The following is a 23,927-nucleotide window of genomic DNA, read 5'->3' on the forward strand; positions in this document are numbered from 1 at the left end:
AAAAGTTTGAGTTTGGCCAGACAACAACGGTATCTGGACACTTATCCGCCGGTTTTGCGACGCCGGTGATACGTGAGAGCCAAAGCGATACAGTGTCTAAGTTCCTCTTCTGCCAGCCTGTCCCTGCAGTCGAGGAGAATAGCGCGATTGCCGTCAAAGGCCAGCTGATCACCATAAAGAGCGCGAAACTCACCTAAGAGGCTGGTTTGGCAATTGACGTACAGTCCCAGACCACCTTCCCGTTTTTTATCGCGGTTGATCCGTATCGTGGTCCCGCTGCCGGATTCTTCTGTCAAATAACTGGGTTCGCCCCATTTCAAGGTTTCCGTCAACGGTCCCACCTCAGGTATACCGGCCGCCACCTGATAAATGAGGGCGCGCAATTCCATCAAGCGATCCCGAACAGGTGGTTCTGCCTGGTCAAATGCGTCCTGCACCTTCGGGTCCCTGATGGCCGGCGGCGGCTGAACTCTCGTCATTGTAACGGGTGGCCCTTCATGTGAATTTAAGGCTGCATTCCTCCATGATCAGGAAACGTCCTGAGGTCGTTTCCTGAAGGATCATGTAATAACCGTGATCCGTGTATCCGCCAAGCGTGGAATAACGATCCGCCCGGATATGCACACGATTGCCGCGCAGGCTGTAACTGATATCGGAATAGAGATTGCCATCGCCCAGAGCCTTTGCTTGCTCTAGCCGTTGCGACAGGCGCCATTTCCATTGACAGCCGGAAAACACCTGCCGACTCTCGACCCCTCTGGCAGAGGTCGTGGACAAAATCACACGTGCCTCGTCGGCATATAGCGCCGCCAGGGCCGGATCAAAGCACTCCTCCAGCACCATGAATTTTTCAAAAAAGCGTTGCGCTTGATCTGCCAGACTGAACCGGGTCGCGCCTGCCAGAATGCTGTCCCTGCGCCCGAAGGGTGCTACCTGGTTTACAACGCGGCTGGCGAGTTTGATCCGCACACCCTTGTCCTTCGCGACATGGTTGAAAGGCCTGAACGACCATCATCCTCTGGAATCGGTGGTCCGGTCAAAACCTATTGTCCGGTATTTTATGCAATCAAAGCGCCAGGCCATAGAAGCGGATCGGCTCTTCCCCTTCCTCATAGACAAACATGCGTTCAAAGATGAACCCGCATTTTTCCAGCAGCCGGATCGAGGGTTCATTATCCGGCGAGACAATCCCCACGACACGGTTCATGCCCAATCGGTCACGGGCTTCATCCAGAACATAAGCCGCCGCTTCCGCCGCATAGCCCATGCCCAAGTAGTCAGGTAAAAAAGCATATCCCAGATCTGCATTCTCAAAGTTGTCCCGCTTAACCAAACCGCAAACGCCAATGGGCGTATCGTCGCCCTTGCGTGAGATCCGATACATGCCAAAGCCGTTGGTTTCATGGCCGGGCAGGATCACATTGCGAACCTCTTCCAATGCCTGATCCAGGGTTCGGATTTTCTTGTCACGGATATTTTTAATGAAGCCCGGATCATTCCACAATTCCAGCAGGAAGGCCGCGTCTTCCTCACCCAATAGCCGCAGGTTCAGGCGCTCAGTTTCGAACTCCGGATAAGCTATTGTCATCGTCATCCCCCCAACTTTGCCCCGAGCTTCCCATTGATCACTTCACTGTTCTGAGCGATCTCGTCACGCAAGGCGACAAAATTTGCAATTGCAGCGTTCCTTTGGGCCATGTTTTTAAGTTGTGCTTCAATAATTCCGTCTTCCGGGAAAACAGTCTCAGCGTCTGTTCTTATATTGGTTGAAAACACGACCTCACCATCTAGGGTGCGCAGCTCATAAGCCCCCTTGGCATATGCGGGGAAATGCCCGAAATCTGCCTTAACAGGCTTCAAATGCAGGGATAAACTCACAACATGCAACAAGAGTTTTTGGTCAGAACTGGTCAAAAACAAACTCTCATTTTTCAGGATTGCCCCCATATCAACAACCATTTGGTCCGCATCTTTTTGGTCAAAGCCGGAGAACCCTCCCTTGCTGTACAACACCATTGAAATGTTCCGCCGGCCCTCCTCAATCTCAAGAGCGGCCTGCACAGGCTCGCCATCAAGTTTTAAAGGCGTGACAACTTCCATTTCCTCAATGGGGGTCATCGGCACACAAGCCGTGGCAAACATGGAGATACCAACGATCACCGCTCCAAATACCAAACGCATTTTTTAATTTTCTCCCCAACAAAAAACAGGCGGCTGAGAATAGCCGCCTGTTTCAAGTGGAACAAGTTTGTCTGTGAACGGGTCAGCCCGCCATTTCAGCAACCTGGGCATCAATTAAATCATGCCAGCCTCGAATGTCAGACGCCTCCAGGAAAGATCCGGTAAAACTGTTCTTGGCCAGGGCCACCGCCTCTTCCACGCACATGTCCAGGGCGTCATGCAGGGCTTTGAAATTATCATTCACATAGCCGCCGAAATAGGAGGGGTCATCGGAGTTGAGCGTGACCAGCAGGCCCTTTTCCAGCATCACCCGCATCGGGTGGTTTTTCATATCCTGGACCACGCACAGCTTGAGATTGGAAAGCGGGCAGACGGTCAATGCCATCTGCCGGTCGGCGAGATGCACCACCAGTTCCGGATCATCAAGCGAGCGGTTGCCATGATCCAGGCGGTCCACTTTAAGGATGTTGAGCGCACTCCAGACATAGTCCGCCGGGCCTTCTTCACCCGCATGGGCCACCAGTTTCAAACCAAGACCGCGGCAATCCTCATAAACCCGCGCGAACTTTTCCGGCGGATTGCCTTTTTCAGAGGAATCCAGACCGATGCCGTCGATCCATTTCAGGAAGGGTTTTGCCTGCTCCAGGCAATCAAAAGCATCTTCCTCGCTCAAATGGCGCAGGAAGGACATGATCAGTTTATAGGAAATTCCCAGTTGGCTCTTGCCATCCTCAAGCGCAGCACGAATTCCGGTGATCACCGTCTCAAATGGCACACCGCGTTCGGTATGTCCCTGGGGATCGAAAAAAATTTCCACATGGCGGACATTATCCTCGTTCACACGCTCCAGATAGGCCCAGGTCAGATCGTAATAATCCTGTTCGGTCTGCAACACATTCATGCCCTGGTAATAGATATCCAGGAAATCCTGCAGGTTTGAAAAATCATAGGCCTTACGCAATTCCTCCACTGTCGCGAAGGGAATATCGATTTCATTGCGCCGGGCAATCTCAAACATCAATTCCGGTTCAAAACTGCCCTCAATATGGAGATGCAGTTCCGCCTTGGGAAGCTTGGCGAACAATTCATAGGCATCGATCATGTCTGACCCTTTATATCGTCTCTTTTATGATTGTTTTCAGCCCGTTGGGATGATCAGTCCCGCGCATGCACCAACCGACCGTTTGCGTAGGTCGCCAGTATGGCGCGGTCATCCGCCATTGTCATCTGCACAAACAGTGTTTCTTCGATATCCTTCACCGTATTCATGCGAAAATCGATCAACGGCGTGGAGCGCAGGTCCATGACAATCAGATCGGCCTCCATACCGGTTTCCAAACTGCCGATCTTGTCCCCCAGATAGAGGCTCTCCGCCGCGCCTCTGGTCGCCAGATAATAGGCCCTGATGGCGTTCAGCGAAAACTTGTTCAACTGGGTGACCTTATAAAACTCATTCAAGGTTTGCAGCATGGAAAGGCTGGTCCCGCCGCCCACATCGGTGGACATGCCAACCTTGACCGGTTTGCCCTGCATCTTGGCCTTGTCCAGGTCAAACAGACCGGATCCAAGAAACAGGTTAGAGGTTGGACAGGCCGCAATCGCCGTACCACTTTCATGGATCAGTCCCCATTCATCCTCGGTCAGGTGAATGCAATGGCCATACACGGTTTTTTCCCCGATCAGGCCGTAATGGTCATACACATCAAGATAGCCCTTGCGACCCGGGAACAGATCCTTCACCCAGGCAATCTCATCGGTGTTTTCTGAAAGATGCGACTGCACATAGACCCCCTCATGCTCCCGGCGCAGGGCACCGGTCGCTTCCAACTGCTCAGGGGTGCTGGTCGGTGCAAAGCGTGGCGTCAGCGCGTAAAGCGCACGGCCGTTGCCATGCCATTTTTCAATCAGGGCCTTGGATTGGTCATAGCCGCTTTGCGCGGTATCGGTCAGGGCTTCTGGTGCATGTCGATCCATCATCACCTTGCCCGCGACCATACGCAGATCCAACTTGGCCGCTTCCGAGAAGAACGCATCCACCGACTGCGGATGCACGGTACAAAAAGCCGCCGCTGTCGTGGTGCCCGCCCTCAGCAACTCTTTGAAAAAGACTTCGGCCACCGCCTTGGCATAATCTATATCCGAATAGGCCTGCTCGGCGACAAAGGTGTATTTATTCAGCCAGTCCAGCAGCTGGGTACCGTAGGCCCCGATGATCGGCAATTGCGGGTAATGGACATGGCAATCGACGAACCCCGGCATAATCAATTTGTCAGAGCCACTGTAATCGGTCAGCTCATAGTCGAGCTCCGCCAGTTCCGGTTCGATCAGACTGCGCGTGCCAATCATCTCCACTTTGCCATCCTTCAAAACGACCAGGCCATCGCTTTCATAGAGGTAGCAATCCGCCGGATCCGTCTTGAACGGATCGCCGGTGAAGGTCAGATAGGCGCCCTTCAAAACCTGGCGTTTGGCGTTGGAGGGAAGATCGTCTCGCACAGTCATTTTCGTCTCCGATACTTGCATATTGTGCCAGAAAAACTCTGAATTTGGCACAAAAACAGCCCCGCCCGAGCATCGAGCGGGGCTGATTAAGGCGGTGTTAAGTGAGAGCTTGTGCCTTACTGCGGCAGCTCGCCCTGAACACCTTCAACATAAAAATTCATGCCCAGCAGCGTCTTGTCGTCAGCGACCTCGCCTTCAGGCACGATCACTTCACCAGCCTGGTTCTTGATCGGACCGGCAAAGGGATGAATGGAACCATCGGTGATACCGACCCGCACTTCTTCTGCGAGCTTCACAACGTCAGCCGGGATGGCTTCGTTATAATCCGCCAATTGAACCATGCCGGATTTGAAGCCGCCCCAGGTGTCTTCGCTTTTCCAGGAACCGTCCATGGCAGCCTTGGCGCGGGCCACATAATAGGGAGCCCAGTTATCAATGATCGCAGTCAGCTGCGATTTCGGCGCAAAGGTTTTCATGTCGGATGCCTGGCCCACGGCCCAAACACCACGGTTCTGGGCAACCTGCAGCGGAGACGGGGAATCCGTATGCTGCATGATCACATCCGCGCCCTGGTCGATCAGGGCCTTGGCTGCGTCGCCTTCCTTGCCCGGGTCAACCCAGGTATTCACCCAGACAACCTTGATCTGGACATCCGGGTTCACCTTACGCGCGCCCAGGATGGTGGCGTTGATGCCGCGGATCACTTCCGGGATCGGGAAGGAAGCGATATAGCCGATGGTGTTGGTCTTGGTCATTTTACCGACAATGTGACCCACCACATAACGCCCTTCATAGAAGCGGGCGGAATAGGTGGATACGTTATCGCTGCGACGGAAACCGGTCGCATGTTCGAACTTCACATTCGGGAAACGTTTCGCCACTTTCAGGGTCTGGTTCATGAAACCGAAGGACGTGGTGAAAATCAGGTTATGGCCATCCTTGGCCAGCTTTGTGATAACACGTTCAGCATCCGGGCCCTCATTGACGCTTTCCACATAGGTGGTTGTCAGGCCCAGTTCCTTTTCGATGGCTTCGCGGCCAACGTTATGCATGTAAGACCAGCCATGATCGCTGATCGGGCCGACATAAACGAAACCGACCTTGGTATCTTCGGCGGCGGCCTGCCCGGCGGCAGCCATGCCGGTTGCAACGGCCAGTGCGCCGATGGTTTTTTTCCAAGTTGATCCGAACATTAATACACTCCCTTGTTAAAGCTCATTTCCTGTTCAACTACTGTCATTGGAACCGGCCCAGACCCCTGCCATCGGCAGGGATCACGAGCCCGTTCGGTTTAGTGAGATGCATGGAACAACTTGCCGAGGCAGGCTGGCGCATTCATTTTCACCAAATACTTATCCCTGGAGATCACAACCAGGACCACAATGGTCGCAAGATATGGCAGCATGGACAGGAACTGGGCTGGAATGTTTATGCCATATCCCTGAATAATCAACTGAATGATCGTCACACCACCGAACAGATAGGCCCCCAGGAACGCCCGCCAGGGCTTCCAGGTCGCAAAGACCACCAGTGCCAATGCGATCCAGCCACGACCCGCGGTCATGCCTTCCGCCCAGAGCGGTGAATAAGCCAGCGAGATATAAGCCCCGCCCAAACCGGCCATGGCCCCGCCAAAGAGAATCGCCATGTAGCGGATCTTGATCACGGAATAGCCGATGGAATGGGCCGCATCATGATTGTCGCCAACCGCACGCAGGATCATGCCGGCCCGAGTCTTGGTCAGGAACCAGGCCACAGCCCCAGTCGCAACAATTGAGAAATACACCAGGATATCATGGCCGAACAATAGCGGTCCGATCACCGGAATATCGCTCAAGCCCGGAATGCCTTTGGGCAGCGGGTCCAGCTTCTGACCGGCAAACCCATCGCCAATCAGGGCGCTCAGGCCGATGCCGAAGATGGTCAGGGCCAAGCCGGTGGCCACATGGTTTGCCATCAGATTCTGGGTCAGGATCGCAAACAGCAGGGACAAACCCGCACCTGCCAGCATCCCGACAATAATCCCCAGGAAGGCACTGCCGGAAGTCACGGCGGTGGCAAAGGCGCAAATCGCGCCCACAATCATCATGCCTTCCACACCCAGGTTCAAGACACCTGATTTCTCAACAATCAATTCGCCAAGGGCTGCAAAAACCAGCGGGGTTGCCGCAGTCATGATGGTCAGTACCGAAGCGATTACAATTGCACTATCCATTATTCTTTCTCCCCGTCCTGATTACGCATTCGCGCTTTTGGCGACCGCCGAGCCGATGCGAACCCGGTAACGGATCAAGACATCGGTTGCCAGCAGGTAGAACAGCAGCATGCCCTGGAACACCCCGGTCACGGATTTGGGCATGCCCAGCATAATCTGCGCGTTTTCCCCGCCAAGATAGGTCAGCGCCATCAAGAGCCCGGCCATGAAGATGCCAACGGGGTGAAGACGCCCAAGGAAAGCAACAATGATCGCGGTAAAGCCATAGCCTTGCGGGAAGGTCGGCACCAGTTGCTCTGCCGGCCCCGCCGCTTCCAGGATGCCGGCAAAACCAGCCAGACCACCAGAGACCAGCAGGGTCAGCCAGATTAGTTTCTTTTCCTTGAAACCGGCATAGCTTGCCGCCTTGGGCGCCATGCCGATCACACGGATCTGGAAACCGATCAGATGCCGGCTGATGATCAGCCAGGCCGCCAGCACGACCAGCAGCATCAGGGCCGCACCCAAATGCAGACGTGTGCCTTCCCAGATGATCGGCAACAGTGCCGAATCGTGGAACAGTCGGGTCTGCGGGAAGTTAAAGCCATCCGGGTCGATCATCGGGCCATGAACCGCCCAGGAAAGAACCAGGACCGCCACATAGGTCAACATCAGGCTGACCAGGATCTCGTTGGTGTTGAACCGGGTCCGAAGGAACGCCGGGATCGCCGCCCAGGCCATGCCGCCCAGGGTGCCCGCAACCATCATCATCGGCAGGATGAAGACACTTTCAACATCATAGAAAGCCAGCACAACAATCGTGCCGGTGATCGCGCCGATCACGAACTGGCCTTCGGCACCGATATTCCAGACATTGGCCCGGAAACCCATGGACAAACCGATCGCACAAAGAATGATCGGCGTTGCCTTGACCAGCAATTCGGCGATACCGCCGCTGGCAATCACCGGATCCACAAAGAATGTATAGAGCGCATCAAAGGCACTGGCATTCTTGGACGGATCCAAAAGAAATACAAAGAGGAAAAACCCGGTAATCAATGTCAGGACCACCGCGATCAGCGGGGTCGCATAGAGCATTGAGCGCGAAATCTCGCCGCGCGATTCTAACTTAAGCAACACGTTTCTGGCCTCCCTCATCCGGCATACCATGCAGGCCGCCCATCATCAGACCGATCTGCTCCACAGTCAGGTCTTCCACGGGTTTTGCCGGGGACAATTTACCTTCGGCGATAACCGCAATGCGGGAAGACACCGCAAACAGTTCATCCAGATCCTGGGAAATCACCAGGACAGCCGCCCCCTTTTTCGCCAGGTCAAACAGCGCCTGGTGAATGGCGGCGGCAGCACCGGCATCCACGCCCCAGGTGGGCTGCAGCGCAATCATCACGGTCGGATCCTGCATGATCTCGCGGCCCATGATAAATTTCTGCAAATTCCCGCCTGACAGGGAGGAAGCGTTATGGTCAACGCCCGAAGTTTTCACTTTGAAATTCTTGACGATTTTTTCCGCATAATCGACGGTCTTCACCACATCCATGAAGCCCTTGATCAAGAGATCCTTGCGCTTCATGCCGCTCAAGAACGCATTCTCCCAAAGGCTCATATCAGGCACCGCACCATGGCCCAGGCGTTCCTCCGGCACGAAACCGACACCCAAATCACGGCGTTCGCCGGCGCCCATGCGGCCGGCCAGTTCACCATTGATCAAGACCACATTTTCATGATCCGCCAGCACCTCGCCGGAAAGCGCATCCATCAGTTCGGTCTGGCCATTACCGGCGATACCGGCAATACCCAAAATCTCGCCGGAGCGTACCTCCATACTGATATTCTTGAGGCTGGTGCCGTGCTCGTCCTCGGCTTCCATGGAAAGCCCGTCAACCACCAGCAGGGCATCGCCTTCTACCATGGTTTCATCACGTTGCGGGGCCACCAGATGGGTGCCGATCATCATTTCCGCCATTGTTTTTGGCGTTTCGACCTGCGGGTCACAATCGCCGACAACCTTGCCCGCACGCATGATGGTTGCGTTGTGGCAGAGCGCTTTGATCTCATCCAGCTTATGGCTGATATAGAGGATGGAGACGCCTTCATCGCTCAACCGGCGCAGGGTAACGAACATGCGCTCCACTTCCTGCGGGGTCAGGACCGAGGTCGGCTCATCCATGATCAGCAATTTCGGATCCTGCAGCAGGCAGCGCACAATCTCGATCCGCTGGCGTTCACCCACGGAAAGCGAGAAAACATGGCGCTTGGGATCCAGCGGCAGGCCATATTGCTCGGAAACCTCGCGGATCCGTTTGTCCAGGCCGGGCCCGGCCAACTCCGGCGCGATGCCCAGCGCGATATTCTCTTCCACGGTCATGGAATCAAACAGCGAGAAATGCTGGAACACCATGCCAACACCGAGGCGGCGGGCAAAGTTTGGATTGACCACATCAACCAATTCACCGTTCCAGCGCATCTCACCGGCGTCGGCCTTGACCACACCATAGATATATTTCACCAGCGTTGACTTGCCTGCGCCATTCTCCCCCAACAGGGCATGAATTTCGCCCGGCATGATCGTCAGGTCGACGCTGTCATTGGCCAGACATCCGGGATATTGTTTGGTCACGCCTTTCAGTGCCAGGCGCGGCACGGAACCGGCGTTATGCACAGAATTGCTCATTCCGTGATCTCCCTGTTCGATTCGCATTCGTCCTCCCTGTTGCCGGCAGAAAGGGCCTCATAGGTGATCTGCATTTCCGCAGCCACTGCCAGGGCAACTTCTACCGGTCTCTTGCCTGTAATGCCATCAATTCCGATGGGACAGACCAGATTGTCTATTTTATTCAGATTGATACCGCGCTCTTTCAGGCGCTTTTCAAAACGGGCCCGCTTTGTATCGGACCCGATAACCCCGGCATAGGCAGCATCACCCCGTTCCAGGATGGCTGCCGTGATTTCGAGATCCTGGCCATGATCATGTGTCATGACCAGATAGAACGCCCCCTTAGGCGCTTTTGCCACTGCGGTTTCCGGCTGTTCGGCCACCAGGGTTTCTATCCCCTGCAAAGCCTCCGGGAACTGATCGGCACGGCTGTCGACCCAGGTGATTCGGAAGGGAAGCCCTTCCAGCATGTGCACCAGAGCCCGGCCCACATGACCGGCACCGAACAGAAACAGCGGCTGGCGTTGATCTTCCATGGTTTCAACAAGATAGCGTTTACCGGTCTTGTCTTCCACGATCAGATTATTCTTTTCCACCGGGTTGGATTGCATCACCCGGTAGGCTGTTTTCATGATGGAGGGCTCCATCATGATCGAAACTTTGTCTTTGGCGGAACTGTCGGCCGGCACCGCCTGTCGACCGCGATGGCCGTCCAGGTCCACCACAGAGATAAATTTCCGCCCCTCGGCCACAAGCGCCTCATGGCTGACCAGCCATCCGGTACCGCTGGCACGGACCGGTTCATAGGTGAGCGTAACCACCCCACCGCAGCATTGGCCCAGCGCCGGTCCAAGCGGATAATCCTTCACACAAACGGCATCACCGATGGAGCCCAGGATTTCACGAGCCTTGTCGATCGCCTTGAATTCCAGATTGCCGCCGCCAATGGTTTCCAGAATGCGTGTCTTCGTAACGATTATATGGGCCCCGGCCTCTCGCGGGGCGGAACCGCGGACATGGGCGACAGTCACCAGAACGGCATCTTCGCCCGCCCCGGTCACCTCACTCAATTTGTCCAGCCATTCTGCCATGATCGTTCCTTAACTATTCCTTCTGGTCGGGAAATTATCCCGCGGCGGCTTCCCGCACCCGGTCCACCGCATCCAGCACCCGTTCCGGGGTTGCCGGTGCATTCAGACCCGGATGGATCTTGTATCCTCCAACAGAAGCCACCGCATCAGAAAGCGCCATCAGGGCGGAAACACCCAGCATCAACGGCGGTTCACCCACCGCCTTGGACCGGTAAATGGTTTCCTCGGCATTCTTGCCCTTGTCCCACAATCTAACATTAAATTCGGGTGCCCGGTCAGAGCAGGCCGGAATTTTGTAGGTCGAAGGCGCATGGGTCCACAATTTGCCGCTGGGGTGCCAGACCAATTCTTCCGTGGTCAGCCAGCCAACCCCCTGGATATAGGCTCCTTCCACCTGCCCCAGATCAATGGTCGGGTTCAGGCTTTTGCCCACATCGTGCAGAATGTCCGTGCGCATGACTTTATATTCACCGGTCAGGGTATCGACCTCAACCTCGGTCACCGCCGCGCCATATGCAAAATAATAGAAGGGACGACCCTGCATCTTTTGCGCATCATAATGGATCTTCGGGGTGGCGTAATAACCGGTCGAAGAAAGCGAGATGCGCGCTAGATAGGCCTGTTTCACAAGGTCGGGGAAAGTCATCTCTTCCGCGCCAACCTGGATACGGCCGGGCAGCCACCGCACCTCGTCTGCCTTCACCTGGAACTTCTGCGCCGCAAAATCGGTCAGACGGTTCCTGATCGTGCGGGCAGCAGCCTGAGCGGCCATACCGTTCATGTCGGCCCCGCTGGAAGCGGCCGTTGCTGAGGTGTTGGGGACTTTGCCGGTATTGGTCGCAGTGATCTTGACCCGGTTATTGTCGATCTGGAATTCCTCGGCAACCACTTGCGCCACCTTGGTATAGAGCCCCTGCCCCATCTCAGTCCCGCCATGATTCAGATGGACCGAACCATCTGTATAGACATGGACCAAAGCACCGGCCTGGTTCAGGAAAGTGGTGGTGAAGGAAATGCCAAATTTCACCGGTGTCAGCGCGATACCCTTCTTGACGAAGGGGCTGTTCTCGTTGAATGCCCGGATATCGGCGCGCCGCGCCGCATAATCAGCATCCGCTTCCAGTTCGACCACCAGTTCGTGGATCACGTTATCTTCGACCGTCATGTAATAAGGCGTCACGTTGCGATCGGTCGTGCCGTAGAAATTCACCTTGCGGATCTCCAGCGGATCCTTGCCCAGATGATTGGCGATCGCATCAATCACACGCTCGATCCCGACCACGCCCTGCGGGCCGCCGAAACCGCGGAATGCGGTGTTGGAAACCGTATTGGTCTTGCAGCGATAGGATTTGATCGTCACATTTTCGAGATAATAGGCATTATCCGCATGGAACATGGCGCGGTCGGCAATGGCCCCGGTCAGATCGGCAGAGTTGCCAGCCCGGCAGGCCTGGATGAACTCAATACCCTCGATCCGGCCAGATGCATCAAACCCCACATCATAATCCATGATGAAATCATGGCGCTTGCCGGTCATTTCCATATCGTCATCCCGGTCCAGGCGAACCTTTGCCGCCTTGCCGGTTTTCTTGGCCACCATGGCCGCAACACTTGCAAACAGCGCAGGCTGGCTTTCCTTGCCGCCGAAACCGCCGCCCATGCGCCGGATTTCAATAGTGACGCAATGATCAGAAACACCAAGCGCCTTGGCCACATTATGCTGCACTTCGGACGGATGCTGGGTCGAGCTGTGGACCAGCACGTCATCATCCTCACCCGGGATCGCCAGCGCGATATGGCCTTCCAGATAGAAATGATCCTGGCCGCCGATCAGGATTCGATCCTTCAGACGGTTTTCAGCCCGTTCCAGGGCAGTGGCGGAATCCCCGCGCTTCATCTCATTGGGAGACAACACATAGGATTCCTTTTCCAAAGCCTCTTCAATGGTGAGGATCGCAGGCAATTCTTCATAATCGACCTTGACCAGGCTGGCTGCCGCGCGGGCATTATCAATGCTATCAGCGGCGACCGCGAACATGCTTTGCCCGACATATTCCACCAGTTCATTGGCAAAAATCGGATCATCGCCCATAACCGGGCTGTAATCATTAATCCCGGGGATGTCATCCGCCGTCAGCACACAGGCAACCCCTTCGGCCTTGCGGGCGGCACTGACATCAATGGATTTGATTTTGGCATGCGGCTTTTCCGACATGCCGATATAAACCTGCAAACAACCCGGCAGTTCCGGCAGATCATCAATATAGATCGCGGTGCCGCTGACATGCTTGTGCGCGCTGTCATGCAGATGGTTCTGATGCACGCCGCCCTGGATGATGCCGGCATTGTTTTTTTCATTTGCCATAGTGCGATCAGACATGCGCCAGCTCCCTGTCCCCGACAACGCGGGTATTCACTTTTTCCCCAACCTGCGACGTCTCTACAAAAAACTTGTAAAGAAGGTTGCGGGCGACCTTGGCACGATAGGCTTCACTCGCCCGCATGTCAGTTAGAGGGTTGTAATCCTTGACCATTTCCGCCATGGCGGTCTTAACGGTCTCTTCGTCCCAGGTTTTGCCGATCAGGGCTGCTTCGGTATGTTTGGCGCGCGCCGGCGTGCCCGCCATGCCACCAAAACAGATCCGGATATCCTTGACCTGGCCTTTTTCGATATCGGCCATAAAAGCCCCGCAGGCGGCGGAAATATCCTGGTCGAACCGTTTGGAAATCTTATAGGAACGGAATTTCGATCCCGCCTTGGGCAGCGGCAGCTTCACCATCTCGACAAATTCGCCGATCCCCCGGTCCTGCTTGCCATAGTCGATGAAAAAGCTTTCCAGATCGATCTCACGGCGCTCTTCGCCTTTGCGCAACACCAGCCTGGCGCCCGCAGCGATCAGAGCCGGCGGCGTGTCACCAATGGGAGAGCCGTTGGCCACGTTGCCGCCGATGGTGCCCGCATTGCGCACCTGGGTGGAACCGATCCGGCGGATCAGCTCGCCAAAATCCGGGTAATGCTTTTTGATCTCATCCCAGGCATCGGTATAGGAAACACCTGCGCCGATTTCCAAATAGCCTGACGCTACCCTCATCTCTTTCAGCTCTTTGACCCGGCCCAGATAAATCACCGTGCCCAGATCCTTGTGCATCTTGGTGACCCACAGGCCGACATCGGTGGCACCCGCCACGATAACCGCATCCGGATTGTCCGTGTAAACCCGTGCCAGATCATCCACACGGGCCGGCGCAAAGTACCGTCGGCCTTTATCCGCTGTCTCAACCATTGCGTCGGAACTCAGCCCCTCCAACAGGGCGACAACGCGCTTTTCCTCTTCCAAAAAGGCCGTTTCGGGGCCCGCGTCATACATTTTTTCCGACGCCTCGATAATCGGGCCATAGCCGGTGCAGCGGCACAGGTTCCCCGCCAGTACGTCATTGATCCGGTCGCGGCTGGGGCGGCCCTCACTCACCTTCATGGCGAACATGGACATCACAAAACCTGGGGTACAGAACCCGCATTGCGAGCCGCTGGTCTCCACCATCGCCTTTTGAACCGGGTGCAGCGCGCCATCGGGGCTCGCCAGATCCTCAACGGTGATCAGCTGCTTGCCATGCAGGGTCGGCATGAACTGGATGCAGGCATTGACCGCGCGATATTGCATGGAGCCGTCCACCAGTTCGCCCAGCACCACGGTGCAGGCACCACAATCGCCTTCGGCACAGCCTTCCTTGGTGCCGCTGGCCCCCTCGACCTCGCGCAGCCAGCGCAGCACGGACAGGGTCGGATCAATCTTGTCAATTTCCCGCACTTCTCCGCGGAAGACGAAACGAATTCCTTCACTCATGATCTACTGCCTCTGCCTGTTCAAGAGCCGCGATAGGTGGAAAAGCTGAAGGGCGACAGCAAAAGCGGCACATGGTAATGCTCACCCGCTTGTGCGATGCCGAACCGGAGAGAGACCTCATCCAGGAATTTAGGCTCCGGCAGGTCATAACCCTGTGCGTCGAAATAGCTGCCCGCGTGGAACACCAGCTCATATTTACCGGCGGTGAAGGCCTCACCTTCCAGGATGGGTGCGTCACAGCGGCCATCATCATTGGTCACGGCTTCCGTCACCAGCTCACGCCCGCTATCCAGTCGGAAAAGCTCGATTTTGATGCCCTGGCCGGGACAGCCGCGCGCGGTATCAAGCACATGCGTGGTTAAACGCCCCATCTCTTCCTCTCCTATCCACCGCTTTTCGCGGCATACATTATTATCTCAAACGCACATGGCGCTTTTATCACGATGGCATTATGTCATATTGCACACATGAATGTACACAATTTTTTTCCATTTTTGTGTTCAATTAAATTATATAATGCTTTTCAACAAATTAGAGAAAAGCGACCCATTGAGAGCCAACACCTTATATATAGGCAGCACCTTCTTCCCGCTCTCCGCGTAATTTTCTTTCACAAATCCGCAAGAAATCAGCTCTTCTTTTCAGAAAAATATCCGGTACAATTTTTTGCCCGGTGAATTGGATACATTGTTGCAATATACTGGATACAATTGTATGATGCAGACAACGGATACAAAAATCACCACAGGGATTGTAAGGGCATGACCAGCCGCAAGCCGAAACGCAACCAGGATGAATGGATTTACCAAGAGGTGTTCGACGCCATCCTGGAACAGCGCCTGGCCCCCGGCACCAAGCTGGCCGAAGACGCCATGGGCGAGATCTTCAATGTCAGCCGCACGGTAATCCGCAAGGTTCTGCAGCGCCTGTCCCATGAACGGGTGGTCGAGATCCGCCCCAACCGGGGCGCAGTGGTTTCCGCCCCCTCGGTCGATGAGGCACGCGACATCTTCGCCGCAAGAAGGCTGATCGAGGCCGGGATCACAAGGCTTGCCTGTGCCAATATCACCGACGAGTCGGCGGATGAGCTGGAAGAGCTGATCCGCGAGGAAGACCGCCATTATCATCAAGGCGACCGTTCCGGCGGCATCCGCCTTTCCGGCGAATTCCATATGCGGCTTGCGGAGATTGCAGGCAATGACACGCTGAAAGGCTACCTTAAAGAACTGGTCACCCGCACATCCCTGATCATTGCGCAATATGAAGCGCCGGGGAACACCATCTGTACCCACAATGACCATCAGGAGCTGGTGGATGCGATCCGGGCCGGTGACGCGGAAACCGCCGTGCCGTTGATGGACCGGCATATCCAGGCTTGCGAGGACAAATTGAACCTGGATGGCGGCGAGGCAGCACCGGATTTGAAGGCCATCTTCTCCCGGGTCAGCCTGGAACGCACCGACGCGGCCTGAGAATACAGAATAATGAAGAACAACAAAAACAAGCGAGTATCCAACCCATGACCACCCAGCCCTATCAGCGCGACCTGATCGGATATGGTGCCAACCCGCCCAAGGCCAATTGGCCGGGTGGCGCGCGTATCGCCGTCCAATTCGTGCTCAATTACGAAGAAGGCGGCGAAAACTGTATCCTGCATGGCGACAAGGCCAGTGAAGCCTTCCTGTCAGAGATCGTCGGCGCGGATATGCGCGAAGGCGTGCGCCATATGAGCATGGAATCGATCTATGAATATGGCAGCCGGGTCGGTGTCTGGCGGATCCTGAAGCTGTTCAAGGATTACGACATTCCGTTGACCATTTTCGGTGTCGCCATGGCGCTGGAACGGCACCCGCAGGCGGTCGATGCCTTCCTGGCCGCCGGTCATGAGATCTGCAGCCACGGCTATCGCTGGATCGATTATCAATATGTGCCGGAAGAGATTGAACGCGAGCATATGCACAAGGCGATCGAGATCATAAAATCGATGACCGGGGAACGGCCGCTGGGCTGGTATACCGGCCGAACCAGCCCCAACACCCGCAATCTGGTGATGGAGGAAGGCGGCTTCCTTTATGATGCCGATGATTATAACGACGACCTGCCTTTCTGGGTAACCAGGCCTGACGGCAAGCCGCATCTGGTGGTGCCTTACACGCTTGATACCAATGACATGCGCTTTGCCGCATTTCAGGGTTTCAATTCCGGCGACCAGTTCTTTGCCTATCTGCGCGACGCCTTCGACACGCTTTATGACGAAGGGATCGATACCCCGCGTTTGCTCAATATCGGCTTGCATTGCCGCCTGATCGGGCGGCCGGGCCGGTTCCAGGCGCTCAAGCGCTTTGTCGATTACGCCGCAAAGAAACAGGATGTCTGGTTCTGCCGCCGCATTGATATCGCCCGCCATTGGCATGAACAGCACGCGCCTAGAGGATAAAGATCATGAGCGGCACACAGTTTAAATGCGAGCCAAGCAACATGGACCGGGACCAGTTCCTGGCCCAATTCGGCGGCGTTTACGAACATTCCCCCTGGGTCGCAGACCGCGCCTATGAACAGGGCCTTAGCGATTCCGACAATCAGGTGGAAAACCTGTCCGACCGCATGGCCGCCGTGCTGGCCGATGCCTCCCCCCAGGAACAGCTGGACCTGATCAACGCGCATCCGGATCTGGCGGGCAAGGCGGCGCTGGCCGGCGAGCTAACCGACAGTTCCACCGATGAACAGTCCCGGGCGGGCCTGTCCCAATGCACGCCGGAGGAACTGGCCCGGTTTCACGAGTTGAATAACGCTTACAAGGAAAAGTTCGGCTTCCCCTTCATCATGGCAGTACGCAATGCCAACAAGGCCCTGATCCTGGAAGGATTTGAGACGCGCATCCACAATGACACGGACACCGAGTTTGCGACCGCGCTGGCTGAGATCAACAAGATCGCCCGGCTGCGCATGATGGAGATGTAAGGGGGCAATACCCCATAGATCCCCGGATTAAGTCCGGGGATGACGCTTAGATGAAATTGAGAAACGGTGCTTCCCCTTCCCGTCATTTCCGGGCTTGCCCTGGTAATCCGCCGATTAGAAGCCCCCTGCATGAAAGAACGACCATGACCCTAGACACTAACGCCCCCGCCTTCACCAAGCGCTATATTGACCTGGCCCAGCCGCGCCTGGGCACCAAGGCCACCTTCGTCACCGATGATTTCTTTGCCGAAGTCAGCCGCATGCTGAACCCGGAACCCGCAGTCTTCATCGATGGCAAATATGACGAAAATGGTAAATGGATGGATGGCTGGGAAAGCCGCCGAAAGCGTGGCGAAGGCTATGACTATGCCATCGTCAAACTGGGCCTGGCGGGCGTGATCAAAGGGTTTGACATCGACACCTCCCATTTCACCGGCAACTATGCCCCGGCCTGCTCGATCGATGCCTGCATCTCCGATGCCGACGTGCCCGCCGAAGCCGCCAAATGGGTCGAGATCCTGCCCGCCACCAACCTGTCCGGCGACACCCACCATTATCTCGAGATCGCGGATGATGCCGCCTATACCCATCTGCGCCTGAATATCTATCCCGATGGCGGAGTGGCGCGTCTGCGCGTTTACGGCGTACCTCAAGTGGATTGGTCGGCCAAAGAAACCGGTGGCCTGGTGGATCTGGCGGCAACCGTCAATGGCGGCCGGGCGATTGCCTGCAATGACGCGCATTTCGGCGTGCCGGACAATTTGCTGGCGCCGGGTCGGGGCGTGAATATGGGCGATGGCTGGGAAACCAGGCGGCGGCGCGAGCCGGGCCATGACTGGTGCATCATTGCGCTGGGCGCGCCGGGCGAAATTGAAAAGATCGAGATCGACACCGCCCATTTCAAAGGCAACTTCCCAGACGAATGCTCCATCCAGGCGGCCTTTGTCGACTGGGGCACGGAAGATGCGCTGACCAGCCAGTCCATCTATTGGAAAACCCTGCTGCCAAAACAGAAAATGTCCATGGATGCGATCCATGAATATTCCGATCAGGTCCAGAAGATCGGCAAGGTGAATTATGTGCGCCTGAACATCCATCCGGACGGCGGGGTGAGCCGCCTGCGCCTCTTTGGCAAACCGGCGAAATAAGTAACGAGAGATCCCCGGATCAAGGCCGGGGATGACGGGCCTGGAAAGGCCTGATCAAAAACCACGTCATCCCCGGGCCGGGACCCGGGGATCCGTGACAGGGAAGCTCAATCATGGACAATGTGGCCTACATCACCCTCGACATCGCCCCGCTGACCCGCGAGGCCTTCGAGCCATTTGGCGATGTGATCGAAACCGAAGGGGCGAAGCATTTCACCATCAATAACGGCAATACCGAACGTTATCACGATCTGGCTCGGGTCGATGTCAGCCCGGATGTGGGCCATGGCCGCACGCTGATCAACATCTTCGCGGCCCAGCCCCTGGAATATCCGTTGGATGTTAAAATGGTTGAGCGCCACCCGCTGGGCAGCCAGGCCTTCATCCCGCTGGAAGGCCGCCCCTATCTGGTCCTGGTCGCTGAAGCCGGCGATGAACCGGTCGATCCGAAAAACCTGCGCGCCTTCCTGGCCCAGGGCAACCAGGGGGTAAACTACCTGAAAGGCACCTGGCACCACCCGGTCCTGGCCCTCAATGAGGCTCAAAACTTCCTGGTCGTCGACCGCGGCGGCGAGGGGAACAACTGTGATGAGTTTTATTTTGGGGAGGATGGGGGGATTGTTTTGGCAAAACCAAACGAGTTGACCAATAAGTAATACTGTTGCCCAAAACACCCGACATTGGGACCAACATCAGCGGCAACAGGTGGCATTCCCCAATTATTCATAACGCTGGCACTACCCTCATTCTCGCGCTATTGAGTTTTCTATCTACTCAATCAATAGCGCTGCGGGGGAAACGTGACTACGGTAATGGAAAACTGGGTAGCCAAGGATTGTGTTTGCCCGGATTGTGGAAGTCAGATTCATGCGGTGAAGGAATTCAGGCAATGGTATCCGACATGCGAATGGAATATCGGTAAATTTGACCCGGCAGATGGCGACAGTTGGATAGAACGGATTTTCCGGGATCAGGGGGTATCACATGGGAACCGTCTGTATGAGGAAATTCGAACCAGCAGCCCAGAAGCCTTACGGCCGAAATGGACAGCATCACGTATTCTCGCCACGATCCTTTCTTTATCCGTCCATCTCTTAACAGCGGCCCTGGCCCTTGCTGGTGGTTATTTTTTAATATTTGGCTGGCCGTCAATTCCCCAGATATTGTTGGGCCTCACCTGCCTAGTTCTTTTCTTTCTCATGCGCCCCCGCTTTGGAAAAGCGCCCGAAAATGGCCTGTCGCGACATCAAGCCCCCAGCCTATTCAGTCTTTGTGATCGGATCGCTGATCAAGTTGGTAGCCCCAGACCAGATCTCATCATTGTCGACGAAGATTTTAACGCAGCTTTTGGCCAGGTTGGTTTTCCACGGAAAACTGTTTTGTGGATCGGTCTGCCTTTGTGGGAAGTCTTGGATTGGGAAGAACGTGTTGCCGTCCTTGCACATGAGTTTTCCCACGGTGCCAACGGCGATGCAACGCGCGGCTTCTTTATGCACTCAGCCCTTTTGGCACTTGCTGCCCTTCTCGACTACCTGCGTCAGCCATATGATCCCGATGCGACCATTTTCGAAATGGTGACCCATTACTTTCTGTGGGGACTTTCCTGGCTCGTGCTTCCGCTTTTATGGCTCATGTTAATCTTGCTCTGGCGGGACAGCCAACGCGCCGAATTTCTCGCTGACTACCTGGCGACATCTGCGTCAGGCACCCAAGCCATGAAAACCAGCCTTTCGAAACTGGCCCTATCTGACCAATTTCATCATTTCGCTTCAAAGAATATCGTAAGCACCCGGCAATCGGGACGGGAAATCCTGAAACGCTCGCTTTCCCATCTTCAGAATCTTCCTGCCTGTGAGCTGGATCGCCTTTCCCGCTTGTCACAAAAGGAAGACGCCCGTCTGGATGCAACACATCCACCAACCTGCCAACGTATCGGTTTCATCCAATCCCATTTCGTCGACAATCCCACCATTCGAATAGAGGATGAAGAACGCAATGCCATCACAGCAGAATTTGAAGCGCAAAAGGACCATGTTGGGACCAGCCTCATTCAACTCTGGGCACCGGATCGATAACTCCCGACCACTACAATGCCAAACATAACCTCCAAACACCCAAAGGGAAAATCGCAGTTACAAGGCGCCGCTTATCGTTTTGTTGGGCAAACTGTCGATATTTTTGACAACTCTCAATCGCGCTCCACACACTCTCCCGTCCCATCCCAAGCAAACAGTGCCTTTCCGTATATGATACAAATTTTGCGTATGGGTCAGCTCTTGTGTCCTAATTGAGACTTACAATTCGTGGGGGGAATATCATGAAAAATTTCATGAAAGTTTTTGCTATGCTCGCCGGCTTCGCGCTGGGCGGAATCAGCCTGGCCGAGACGGCCCAGGCGACTTTGATCCTTGATTTCAAATTTGAAGATCCGAACCAGATCGCCGGGCCTAATGACACGATCGAAATGTGGGCGACATTCAGCAACAGCAGCACATCCGACCAAACCTTCCTCAGTGACGGCCAGCCGATCGGCCTTAGCATTTACTGGGGCGATCTGGTTCAGGTTGGCGCCGGTTATGAATGGAATACCCCGATCAGCACGGTTGAATCGTTTCTCGACCTCGTCCTGACACCGGGTGAGAGCATTCGGTTCCTGTTTGGCTACCTCAATCCGGTAAGCGGCCCGGTCGCGCCCGGCACCTATAGCAGCAACGGTGGTGACATCACCGTTAACGGCGTTTTGTATGGCGGCTGGATGGAGAATATCTTCACCGTGACCGTTGTGGACAGCAGCGATGTTCCGGCGCCGGGCATGCTGGGCCTGATCGCGCTAGGCCTTGTCATGGTCGGCTTTGGCCGCCGCCGCGCCTGACCGCATCCATTAAGCCATTATTTCCCCGAGGCGCATCCCGCCTCCGGGGATAAAAAAATTCATCTTCAAATTGGAGGGGTCCGATGAAGAAAATTGCTCAGAAAATCACCCTGTTGGCCGGTCTCGCCCTTGGTGGCATCGCCCTAGCCTCACCGGCCCAGGCAGCTTTGATTGTCGACTTCAGTATCGATAATCCGGCGCAGACGGTCAGCACCACCGACACAGTCGAATTCTGGGCGACGCTCAGCAATGACGCCAGCTCCACCGGGAGCCTGATCGGCAACACCATTTCCGCGGTCAACATCTATCTCGGCTCGCTGGTCGAGGATGCCGACTACAGCTGGGATCATGGCACAATGTGGCAGGATATCGAAAAGATCATCCTGGCACCGGGCGAAAGCTACAGTTTCTTGTTCGTCACTCTGACACCGAAAAACGGCTCTGTCGCTCCGGATGTATATGAAAGCCCTGGTGCATGGCTGGAATTCAACAAGATCGGCTATGGGAATGGCTGGGAAGAAAATAAAATGACACTCACCGTCACAGCGGGAACGGACGTACCGGCCCCCGCAACCCTTGGGCTATTGCTGATCGGTTTGGCGGGAGTGGCCGGACTGCGCGCCCGCCACCGCGGCTAACGCCCCAGTTCCGGTCTGAACCAACAGAGCTCCCTTTAGGAAAAGCCCCCCGCATCAGCGGGGGGCTTTTTGCTTTGCCAAAAAGGCTTGGTCAGATACGCGCCTTTTGCACCAGATCCCCGCCGCGCCAAAAATAGACCGCCACCAGAGGACCGTTTCCGGTCCGTAAACCATGGGGCTGATTGGCGGTGAAATGCGCGATATCCATGGCTTTGAGCCGTGTCCAGTCCCCCTCTTCGATCCGGACCCAATGGGACGGCGCCGAGAGGGGGATGAATATCTCTTCAGCTGCATGCCAATGACGCGGATATTCCGTGTCCGGCCCCAACATCAGGAAACCGCAGGCTATCTGATCGCTCTCCACCACCCCGCGCTGCCCGACGATTTCGCACCAGGCATAGCGGTCCAGAAACTGCTCGCCAAAATCAGCGATGCTGTATGTCTGGCTCCAGAAAAGCTCGTCGGCATGATTGCACAGGAACTGCACCACCGGGCTGGCTTCGGGCGCGGCATTGCGCCGGGCCTCCTCCAGCCAGGAAAGGACCGGCAGCGGGCGCGTCGCCAACTCCCGGACCATTGGCCGCTCTTCCGGCCAGCTCTGCATGAATTGCTGTAACACCGGATGATCGATGCCCGCCAGCAGCGCCTTCAAGGAACGGAATAACGACTGACCGGCCTGGATGGTCATTCAGGTTAATCTCCAGAAAACTAGCCCCAAGTTCGGCCAGCTTATCCGAAAGGCTGCCGACGCGTAAACGGAACCGAGGCAATTTTTGATACATCACTATCTTTACCGGGCCGCCGAAGCAGGGTAAGGAGCAGATCCTTCCGCACTCACTGCCCCCATCACCTTTTGCTATGTCAGACGACAAACAGAAAACCCCAAAAACAAGCACCCAACCGTTCAGCGCAACCGCTCGCCAGCTATTGTCCGGCGCGGGCTATTCCATGATCGCCGCCGGCGCGGGTGCCGCCTTCCTAACCGCCATTGATTCCTGGGTCCTGGCCTACAACTAATCCGCCTGTCATCTGCGGAACAGGCAACGCTGATCAGAGCATTCCATCGAAAACGCCAAAAAAAAGAAAAGCCCGCAGAAAACTGCGGGCCTTGCCAATTCAAACCGGTAAAATCCGATCAGGTCGCTTTCCTGCGACGGCGCGCAATCGCCAGGCCGCCCAGCCCGAAGGCCAGAAGCCCCAGAGCCGCCGGAGCCGGAACATCGATCCGGGTCAGGGTCACATTATCCAGGAAACCGCCCAGGGTATTGGCCTTGCCGCCAGCGGCAAAGGTCAGCGCATAATCGTTATCGGTCCCATCCACTTCAAACGTGATGGTTTGAAGGATCCAGTCGGTATTGCGGGTGCGTTGCCCATCGGAAGAACCGATCATATTGCTCATCAGCCCGTCTGACGCACCATCCAGATAGACATTGATCAGATTGTCATTCTTGCGGCCGGTGCGCGGTGCATAATAATATTCCAGGCTATAGGTGCCTGCCACCAGGGCCATGACCCGGGTCATCGCGCTGTTGGAACTATGGCCCCGGCCCTTCCCGCCATATTTTCTGTCGCTGTCCAACTCGATATATTGATTGCCGTCTTGGGCATCAATCCAGCTGAGCGTGCGGTTGGTCTGGACTTCAATCCCCTTACCGCTGGACGCATGCCAATCGCCAAAATCTTGGTAAACCTGCCAGCTGCGGGTATTGGCAGTGCCCTCAAAACTGTCGGAGAAAATCACAGCGGCATTCGCACTGCCGACCATGCCGGCAAAACATGCCGCTGCCGCAATTCCGTATTTCGTCATTTTGCCTGCCATGT

Annotated in this window: 25 protein-coding genes; 9 read left to right on the forward strand and 16 right to left on the reverse strand. The window is 55.7% G+C overall.

Translation table 11 applies throughout. The annotated features are described in order from the left end of the window. Positions 1 to 41 precede the first annotated feature (41 nt). From DFP90_RS03210 to uraH, 14 genes are all read right to left on the reverse strand, one after another. Positions 42 to 389 carry a DUF1801 domain-containing protein gene (locus tag DFP90_RS03210; RefSeq protein WP_181905159.1) on the reverse strand — a complete coding sequence of 116 codons (348 nt, stop codon included), beginning with the start codon at positions 387 to 389 and terminating at the stop codon, positions 42 to 44. A 106-nt stretch (positions 390 to 495) separates the two neighbouring features. Continuing rightward, on the reverse strand, positions 496 to 969 hold the full coding sequence (locus DFP90_RS03215) for a hypothetical protein (protein ID WP_115934952.1): 474 nt from the start codon (positions 967 to 969) through the stop codon (positions 496 to 498). 97 nt (positions 970 to 1,066) lie between these two features. After that, a complete protein-coding gene (locus tag DFP90_RS03220; RefSeq protein ID WP_181905160.1) occupies positions 1,067 to 1,588 on the reverse strand; it encodes a GNAT family N-acetyltransferase in 522 nt (173 codons plus the stop codon). 2 nt (positions 1,589 to 1,590) lie between these two features. Then, on the reverse strand, positions 1,591 to 2,181 hold the full coding sequence (locus DFP90_RS03225; RefSeq protein WP_115934954.1) for a hypothetical protein: 591 nt from the start codon (positions 2,179 to 2,181) through the stop codon (positions 1,591 to 1,593). Positions 2,182 to 2,263: 82 nt separating this feature from the next. Continuing rightward, on the reverse strand, positions 2,264 to 3,283 hold the full coding sequence (locus DFP90_RS03230) for an adenosine deaminase (RefSeq protein ID WP_115934955.1): 1,020 nt from the start codon (positions 3,281 to 3,283) through the stop codon (positions 2,264 to 2,266). A gap of 53 nt (positions 3,284 to 3,336) precedes the next feature. Next, the gene (gene guaD / locus DFP90_RS03235) at positions 3,337 to 4,683 is read right to left on the reverse strand and encodes a guanine deaminase (RefSeq protein WP_115934956.1); all 1,347 of its coding nucleotides are present in this window, start codon (positions 4,681 to 4,683) and stop codon (positions 3,337 to 3,339) included. A gap of 116 nt (positions 4,684 to 4,799) precedes the next feature. Then, positions 4,800 to 5,876, reverse strand: coding sequence for a BMP family ABC transporter substrate-binding protein (locus DFP90_RS03240; protein ID WP_115934957.1), 1,077 nt, complete (start codon positions 5,874 to 5,876; stop codon positions 4,800 to 4,802). A gap of 98 nt (positions 5,877 to 5,974) precedes the next feature. Beyond that, positions 5,975 to 6,898: an ABC transporter permease gene (locus DFP90_RS03245; protein ID WP_115934958.1), complete on the reverse strand. Its 924-nt coding sequence runs from the start codon at positions 6,896 to 6,898 to the stop codon at positions 5,975 to 5,977. A gap of 21 nt (positions 6,899 to 6,919) precedes the next feature. After that, positions 6,920 to 8,035, reverse strand: a complete 1,116-nt coding sequence (locus DFP90_RS03250) for an ABC transporter permease (RefSeq protein WP_425452141.1) — start codon at positions 8,033 to 8,035, stop codon at positions 6,920 to 6,922. Further along, positions 8,007 to 9,569 (reverse strand): ABC transporter ATP-binding protein, encoded by a 1,563-nt coding sequence (locus tag DFP90_RS03255; protein ID WP_218044557.1) that lies wholly within the window; start codon positions 9,567 to 9,569, stop codon positions 8,007 to 8,009. The genes DFP90_RS03250 and DFP90_RS03255 overlap by 29 nt, the downstream gene beginning before the upstream one ends. Further along, positions 9,566 to 10,642, reverse strand: coding sequence for a xanthine dehydrogenase accessory protein XdhC (gene xdhC / locus DFP90_RS03260; protein ID WP_115934961.1), 1,077 nt, complete (start codon positions 10,640 to 10,642; stop codon positions 9,566 to 9,568). The genes DFP90_RS03255 and xdhC overlap by 4 nt, the downstream gene beginning before the upstream one ends. A gap of 34 nt (positions 10,643 to 10,676) precedes the next feature. Then, positions 10,677 to 13,022 (reverse strand): xanthine dehydrogenase molybdopterin binding subunit, encoded by a 2,346-nt coding sequence (gene xdhB, locus DFP90_RS03265; protein ID WP_115934962.1) that lies wholly within the window; start codon positions 13,020 to 13,022, stop codon positions 10,677 to 10,679. Continuing rightward, complete coding sequence (gene xdhA / locus DFP90_RS03270; RefSeq protein WP_115934963.1) at positions 13,015 to 14,487, reverse strand: xanthine dehydrogenase small subunit; 1,473 nt, start codon at positions 14,485 to 14,487, stop codon at positions 13,015 to 13,017. Before xdhA ends, xdhB begins: the two co-directional genes overlap by 8 nt. 20 nt (positions 14,488 to 14,507) lie before the next feature. After that, positions 14,508 to 14,858, reverse strand: coding sequence for a hydroxyisourate hydrolase (gene uraH / locus DFP90_RS03275; RefSeq protein ID WP_115934964.1), 351 nt, complete (start codon positions 14,856 to 14,858; stop codon positions 14,508 to 14,510). A gap of 390 nt (positions 14,859 to 15,248) precedes the next feature. Here uraH and DFP90_RS03280 point away from each other — a divergent pair, with 390 nt between their 5' ends. The 8 genes from DFP90_RS03280 to DFP90_RS03315 all read left to right on the forward strand — a co-directional run bounded on the left by DFP90_RS03280 (position 15,249) and on the right by DFP90_RS03315 (position 22,106). Beyond that, on the forward strand, positions 15,249 to 15,959 hold the full coding sequence (locus tag DFP90_RS03280; RefSeq protein WP_115934965.1) for a GntR family transcriptional regulator: 711 nt from the start codon (positions 15,249 to 15,251) through the stop codon (positions 15,957 to 15,959). 47 nt (positions 15,960 to 16,006) lie between these two features. Continuing rightward, the gene (gene puuE, locus DFP90_RS03285) at positions 16,007 to 16,924 is read left to right on the forward strand and encodes an allantoinase PuuE (protein WP_115934966.1); all 918 of its coding nucleotides are present in this window, start codon (positions 16,007 to 16,009) and stop codon (positions 16,922 to 16,924) included. 5 nt (positions 16,925 to 16,929) lie between these two features. After that, on the forward strand, positions 16,930 to 17,448 hold the full coding sequence (gene uraD / locus DFP90_RS03290; RefSeq protein ID WP_115934967.1) for a 2-oxo-4-hydroxy-4-carboxy-5-ureidoimidazoline decarboxylase: 519 nt from the start codon (positions 16,930 to 16,932) through the stop codon (positions 17,446 to 17,448). A gap of 143 nt (positions 17,449 to 17,591) precedes the next feature. Beyond that, positions 17,592 to 18,596, forward strand: coding sequence for an allantoicase (alc, locus tag DFP90_RS03295; RefSeq protein ID WP_115934968.1), 1,005 nt, complete (start codon positions 17,592 to 17,594; stop codon positions 18,594 to 18,596). A 113-nt stretch (positions 18,597 to 18,709) separates the two neighbouring features. Next, positions 18,710 to 19,252: an ureidoglycolate lyase gene (locus tag DFP90_RS03300; protein ID WP_115934969.1), complete on the forward strand. Its 543-nt coding sequence runs from the start codon at positions 18,710 to 18,712 to the stop codon at positions 19,250 to 19,252. A 156-nt stretch (positions 19,253 to 19,408) separates the two neighbouring features. Further along, positions 19,409 to 20,671, forward strand: a complete 1,263-nt coding sequence (locus DFP90_RS03305) for a M48 family metallopeptidase (RefSeq protein ID WP_115934970.1) — start codon at positions 19,409 to 19,411, stop codon at positions 20,669 to 20,671. A 242-nt stretch (positions 20,672 to 20,913) separates the two neighbouring features. Beyond that, complete coding sequence (locus DFP90_RS03310) at positions 20,914 to 21,468, forward strand: hypothetical protein (protein WP_115934971.1); 555 nt, start codon at positions 20,914 to 20,916, stop codon at positions 21,466 to 21,468. A gap of 83 nt (positions 21,469 to 21,551) precedes the next feature. Beyond that, on the forward strand, positions 21,552 to 22,106 hold the full coding sequence (locus DFP90_RS03315; protein ID WP_115934972.1) for a PEP-CTERM sorting domain-containing protein: 555 nt from the start codon (positions 21,552 to 21,554) through the stop codon (positions 22,104 to 22,106). Positions 22,107 to 22,197: 91 nt separating this feature from the next. On the opposite strand, the gene DFP90_RS03320 is transcribed toward DFP90_RS03315, so the two are convergent. Then, on the reverse strand, positions 22,198 to 22,794 hold the full coding sequence (locus DFP90_RS03320; RefSeq protein ID WP_115934973.1) for a dimethylsulfonioproprionate lyase family protein: 597 nt from the start codon (positions 22,792 to 22,794) through the stop codon (positions 22,198 to 22,200). A 170-nt stretch (positions 22,795 to 22,964) separates the two neighbouring features. On the opposite strand from DFP90_RS03320, the gene DFP90_RS22760 reads away from it, so the two are divergent. Beyond that, entirely contained in the window at positions 22,965 to 23,123 is a 159-nt protein-coding gene (locus tag DFP90_RS22760; protein ID WP_181905162.1) for a hypothetical protein, read from the forward strand. A 118-nt stretch (positions 23,124 to 23,241) separates the two neighbouring features. Here DFP90_RS22760 and DFP90_RS03325 read toward each other — a convergent pair whose 3' ends face one another. Next, on the reverse strand, positions 23,242 to 23,925 hold the full coding sequence (locus DFP90_RS03325; protein ID WP_115934974.1) for a PEP-CTERM sorting domain-containing protein: 684 nt from the start codon (positions 23,923 to 23,925) through the stop codon (positions 23,242 to 23,244). Positions 23,926 to 23,927: the final 2 nt, after the last annotated feature.

It is taken from the genome of Aestuariispira insulae (assembly GCF_003385955.1).
Classification (GTDB): domain Bacteria; phylum Pseudomonadota; class Alphaproteobacteria; order UBA8366; family Aestuariispiraceae; genus Aestuariispira; species Aestuariispira insulae.

What these genes read in the sequence shown, in the direction of transcription:
- DFP90_RS03210 (WP_181905159.1), bottom strand. Translation starts at nt 389, where the DNA reads ATGGAATTGCGCGCCCTCATTTATCAGGTGGCGGCCGGTATACCTGAG.
- DFP90_RS03220 (WP_181905160.1), bottom strand. Translation starts at nt 1,588, where the DNA reads ATGACAATAGCTTATCCGGAGTTCGAAACTGAGCGCCTGAACCTGCGG.
- DFP90_RS03225 (WP_115934954.1), bottom strand. Translation starts at nt 2,181, where the DNA reads ATGCGTTTGGTATTTGGAGCGGTGATCGTTGGTATCTCCATGTTTGCC.
- DFP90_RS03230 (WP_115934955.1), bottom strand. Translation starts at nt 3,283, where the DNA reads ATGATCGATGCCTATGAATTGTTCGCCAAGCTTCCCAAGGCGGAACTG.
- guaD (WP_115934956.1), bottom strand. Translation starts at nt 4,683, where the DNA reads ATGACTGTGCGAGACGATCTTCCCTCCAACGCCAAACGCCAGGTTTTG.
- DFP90_RS03240 (WP_115934957.1), bottom strand. Translation starts at nt 5,876, where the DNA reads ATGTTCGGATCAACTTGGAAAAAAACCATCGGCGCACTGGCCGTTGCA.
- DFP90_RS03245 (WP_115934958.1), bottom strand. Translation starts at nt 6,898, where the DNA reads ATGGATAGTGCAATTGTAATCGCTTCGGTACTGACCATCATGACTGCG.
- DFP90_RS03250 (WP_425452141.1), bottom strand. Translation starts at nt 8,035, where the DNA reads ATGAGGGAGGCCAGAAACGTGTTGCTTAAGTTAGAATCGCGCGGCGAG.
- DFP90_RS03255 (WP_218044557.1), bottom strand. Translation starts at nt 9,569, where the DNA reads ATGAGCAATTCTGTGCATAACGCCGGTTCCGTGCCGCGCCTGGCACTG.
- xdhC (WP_115934961.1), bottom strand. Translation starts at nt 10,642, where the DNA reads ATGGCAGAATGGCTGGACAAATTGAGTGAGGTGACCGGGGCGGGCGAA.
- xdhB (WP_115934962.1), bottom strand. Translation starts at nt 13,022, where the DNA reads ATGTCTGATCGCACTATGGCAAATGAAAAAAACAATGCCGGCATCATC.
- xdhA (WP_115934963.1), bottom strand. Translation starts at nt 14,487, where the DNA reads ATGAGTGAAGGAATTCGTTTCGTCTTCCGCGGAGAAGTGCGGGAAATT.
- uraH (WP_115934964.1), bottom strand. Translation starts at nt 14,858, where the DNA reads ATGGGGCGTTTAACCACGCATGTGCTTGATACCGCGCGCGGCTGTCCC.
- DFP90_RS03280 (WP_115934965.1), top strand. Translation starts at nt 15,249, where the DNA reads ATGACCAGCCGCAAGCCGAAACGCAACCAGGATGAATGGATTTACCAA.
- puuE (WP_115934966.1), top strand. Translation starts at nt 16,007, where the DNA reads ATGACCACCCAGCCCTATCAGCGCGACCTGATCGGATATGGTGCCAAC.
- uraD (WP_115934967.1), top strand. Translation starts at nt 16,930, where the DNA reads ATGAGCGGCACACAGTTTAAATGCGAGCCAAGCAACATGGACCGGGAC.
- alc (WP_115934968.1), top strand. Translation starts at nt 17,592, where the DNA reads ATGACCCTAGACACTAACGCCCCCGCCTTCACCAAGCGCTATATTGAC.
- DFP90_RS03300 (WP_115934969.1), top strand. Translation starts at nt 18,710, where the DNA reads ATGGACAATGTGGCCTACATCACCCTCGACATCGCCCCGCTGACCCGC.
- DFP90_RS03305 (WP_115934970.1), top strand. Translation starts at nt 19,409, where the DNA reads ATGGAAAACTGGGTAGCCAAGGATTGTGTTTGCCCGGATTGTGGAAGT.
- DFP90_RS03310 (WP_115934971.1), top strand. Translation starts at nt 20,914, where the DNA reads ATGAAAAATTTCATGAAAGTTTTTGCTATGCTCGCCGGCTTCGCGCTG.
- DFP90_RS03315 (WP_115934972.1), top strand. Translation starts at nt 21,552, where the DNA reads ATGAAGAAAATTGCTCAGAAAATCACCCTGTTGGCCGGTCTCGCCCTT.
- DFP90_RS03320 (WP_115934973.1), bottom strand. Translation starts at nt 22,794, where the DNA reads ATGACCATCCAGGCCGGTCAGTCGTTATTCCGTTCCTTGAAGGCGCTG.
- DFP90_RS22760 (WP_181905162.1), top strand. Translation starts at nt 22,965, where the DNA reads ATGTCAGACGACAAACAGAAAACCCCAAAAACAAGCACCCAACCGTTC.
- DFP90_RS03325 (WP_115934974.1), bottom strand. Translation starts at nt 23,925, where the DNA reads ATGGCAGGCAAAATGACGAAATACGGAATTGCGGCAGCGGCATGTTTT.